The sequence below is a fragment of the Mesorhizobium sp. M7A.F.Ca.CA.002.15.2.1 genome (assembly GCF_003998715.1).
In the GTDB taxonomy this organism is placed as follows: domain Bacteria; phylum Pseudomonadota; class Alphaproteobacteria; order Rhizobiales; family Rhizobiaceae; genus Mesorhizobium; species Mesorhizobium ciceri.
Map to the genome: position 1 here is coordinate 1 of NZ_RZPI01000592.1, position 3,600 is coordinate 3,600.

The following is a 3,600-nucleotide window of genomic DNA, read 5'->3' on the forward strand; positions in this document are numbered from 1 at the left end:
GTGGCGCCCGGCGTGCCGGCAATGCCCAGCCGCACGCCGGTATCGACATTGGTGATGACGCCGCCATCGGTGATGATGATCACCGCGCCGCCAACGCTCGGCGACGTCAGATCGATGCCGATCGAGCCGGCAGCACCGGTGCCGGTGATGCTGAGCGACTGCGCGGTGAAATTGGTCTTGGATCCGGAGAAGTCGAGGCCGGTGCCGACACCCAGTCCGGAGATGACGATGTTGCCGGCGACCACCGCCGCATTGACGCCGGCAAACGAGATGCCGTCGGCGCCGGGGTTGGTGATGCTGATGTCGCCGAAGCGGATCGTCGCCGGCGAATCCGAAATGGCGATCGCCGGTCCGGTCGTGTTGGAGATCGTCGTCGCACCGTTGACGGTGAAGTTGCCCGCGACATTCTCCAGCACGACACCCGACGTGCCGCCGCTCTGGCTGATCGAGTCCAGCACCACATGGGCGGTGATCGGATCGATGAAGACGGCGGTGCCGCCATTGCCTGACACGGTGCCGCCGGTGGTGGTGAACGTGCCTCCGGTCGACGTGCCCTGCACGGTGATGCCGCGGTCGGTATTGTCCTGCGCATTGACGGTGGCGAAGGTGTAGGTGCCCTTGCCGGTGATATCGAGACCGTCGTCGAGATTGCCCTGCAGCAGCGTCGTGCCGGTGAAATTGTAGGTGCCGTCGCCGTCGATGTGCAGGCCGTCGAGGCCGTTGCCGGTGGCGGTGAAGTTGGAGTCGGTGATGCCGGTCGAACTGCCCGTGAAGTCGGCGCCGTTGCCGCCCGCACCGGTGACCGTCACATTGGTCAGCGTCGCGCCGGTGATGTTGTTGCCGAAGATGCCGTCGCCGCCGCCGGTGATGATGATACCGCTGAGCGTGTTGCCGTTGCCGAGCGTAAAGACGGGGTTGGCGACGTTGGTGCCCTGGATCGTGCCGTCGCTGCCGCCCAGGTTGAAGGTGCTGGTGCCGCCGCCGAAAAGCCTTGCGGTGACGCTTTCGCCGCCGCCGATGACGGTCTGTCCATTGGCAAGCGTCACCCCGCCAGTCGTCAGATTGCCGTTGCCGCCGAGTGCCACGACAAAACCGTTCGCACCCGACTTGGTCACGGCGTCGTCCAGCGTCGTCGGGTCGGCCAGCGTGCCGGCACCGGCGAGGCCGCCATCGGCGTAGTAGAACTTGCCGAAGGCGGCATTGGTGGCGGCGTTGATGGCGACACGCGTCGTCGAGCCGCCGGTCAGCGTCTGCGACTGGACGCGGACGCCGATATCGCCACGCACGCGCTCGTTGACGCGCTTGCGCAGGCCTTCGCTGACCGGATAGACCGGCTCCGGCCCGCTGTCGGCCCCATTGGCGGCGTGGTCCGAGCCGCTGCCGGGATTGAACGGGATGTTCAGCCGCACACTGCCGGCGAACTGGGTGTCGTCGCGATTGTCGTTGCGGACCTCGCCGGCGAAGACCAGTTCCGTGTTGCTGCCGAAAACATCGCCGATCGTATACTCGAAGCCGGCCTTGGCGCCCGTGACGCTGCCGTCGTCGCCATGCGGATCCTCGAAATGATAGACGCCAATGTCGAGCCGCAGCGAATGCTTGTCGGGCAGGTTGACCGGCACCTGCGCGCCGATCTCGCCCTCGATGCCCCATGCCGCGTAATCGCGGTGGTCGAGGACCGAGATCTGCTCGATCAGCTGGTTGCTGACCATCGACAGGGTCGAACTGGTCGAGTGATCCGTCGAATCACCCTTGATCGGCAGATAGACGTTCACATGCGCATCGAAATGAGGCGTGATCGCCTCGGCGCCCAGCGTGGCCGCGGTGAACTGGGTGGAGTTGTAGTTCTCGAGATTGAGATAGGCGTAGCCGCCGATCATCAGGTCCGGGTTGACGATGCGGCGAATGCCGAGGCCGACATCCTGGCCGGAACCATCCTTGAAATCGTGCTTGGCCCGGACATCCAGGAACAGCACGGATTCGGCCGTCTGCTTGAGCGGGATGAAACCTTCGAGCGCGCCGTTGCCGCCATTGTTGTCGGCGCCGATGATGGCGCGGATCTGCGGCTGCCATAGCCCGTTGGGATCGCCATAGGCGGCCATGCCTGAAAGGCCGAGCGCCAGCGTCGTCAGTGCCGTCGTCTTCCAGAGATGCCTGGCGATTCGCGAACGGCGATAGCCGGCGTGCACGCGGAAATCCTCCCCACGCGCCGCCATCTCACCAACTTGCCGAGGCGTCTCGGTAGTTCCCATCCCTGGCGAGTCCTTCGGGGACTGCACGCACCCCGTGTAAAATCTTACTCGAATTCTATTGTATAGCGAGTCTCCGGCGCTTCGATTTCTGAGGGCCTCCTGCAATATTGTTCGTTGTATCCGAAAAGCCACAGTAATTTCGCCGGCTTGCTTGCCTCCTGCTCGGCTTCCGGAACAGTCGCGGGTGTTGTATCAAGCCATGCTCGGGAGAATACCGGGCGCGGCGAGGAAACATGCAAGGCATCCGGCAAAACAACATGACATTTACTTTAGCTAGATCTAATTTACTTGGCATGGCCGCGGGGCTGGCCGCCCTGTGGCTTGCTCTGGCCACCGGCCCGGCCCTCGCCGAAGATGCCAAGCCGGCCCAGCCAAAGCCGGCTGAAACCAATGCAAAACCGGCCGATGCCAATCCGTGGGCGATGAACTGCTCCAGCGGTTCGGCGACCACCGAGCTTCAGTGCCAGCTTTCGCAGAACCTGACCGAGGCCAAGACCGGGCAGCGCGTGCTGACCGTGACCGTGCGCCGCGACAACGGCAATGGCAGCCTCGCCATGCTGCTTGCCCTGCCGCACGGCCTGTTCCTGCCGTCCGGCGCCTCCTTCCAGATCGACCAGGGCCAGAAGACGACGATTGCCATCCAGACCAGCGACCAGAACGGCGCCTATGCCGCCACGCCGCTGTCGGCGGATCTCATCAAGGCCATGAAGTCGGGGACCAATCTGAACATCGGCATGGAATCGGTCACCCGCAAGCCGGTCACCATCCCGGTGTCGCTGGCTGGCTTCACCGCTGCCGTCGCCAAGCTGGAATCGATCAAGTAGCTGTTGTCAGCGGCTTGATTGTCGATGCCCGGAATGCTCCGTTGCCGCTTCGGACAGTGGAGAAACCCATGACAGGCTTTGTCGACCGCCAGCGCGCGGCGCAACTGATGGACCGCGCCGGCATCGAGGCGCTGGTGCTGTGCGCGCCCGAGGCCTTCCACTATGCGACCGGAGCCTCGATCGGCCCGGCGGGACTGTTCCGGCGCGCCGGCGCCGGCTTTGTCGTCATCCCGGCTGGCCGAGACCTGCCGATCGGCGTCGTGGTGGCGGACTTCAATGCGGGACAATTGCAGCGGGTTCTGCCGGATGCTGTCATCCGCAGCCACCCGATCTGGATCGAAGCCGCCACGCTGGACGCCTCGACGTCAGGGCAAGGGTTGCCGCAACGCATCGAGGCCGGCCTTGCCGGCCGGGCGCCGGGTTTTTCTCGGCCCGCGACATTCGAACTCGCTCGTGCCGTCGACGAGCTGAAGCAGATCCTGACCGGGTTCGGGCTCGGGCGCGCAAGGGTCGGCGTCGACCTCGAT

General features: G+C 64.8%; 2 protein-coding genes and 1 pseudogene. 2 read left to right on the forward strand and 1 reads right to left on the reverse strand.

Translation table 11 applies throughout. The features are described 5' to 3' along the window. The coding region (locus ENZ74_RS25725; protein ID WP_245471006.1) for an inverse autotransporter beta domain-containing protein at positions 1 to 2,213 on the reverse strand (2,213 nt) is incomplete at its 3' end. A gap of 329 nt (positions 2,214 to 2,542) precedes the next feature. Between ENZ74_RS25725 and ENZ74_RS25730 the strand changes: the two genes are divergently transcribed. Together ENZ74_RS25730 and ENZ74_RS25735 are read left to right on the forward strand one after the other, a co-directional pair. Beyond that, positions 2,543 to 3,073 carry an invasion associated locus B family protein gene (locus ENZ74_RS25730; protein WP_244514247.1) on the forward strand — a complete coding sequence of 177 codons (531 nt, stop codon included), beginning with the start codon at positions 2,543 to 2,545 and terminating at the stop codon, positions 3,071 to 3,073. 68 nt (positions 3,074 to 3,141) lie between these two features. Beyond that, a pseudogene (locus ENZ74_RS25735) lies at positions 3,142 to 3,600 on the forward strand (aminopeptidase P family N-terminal domain-containing protein); the annotation flags it as partial.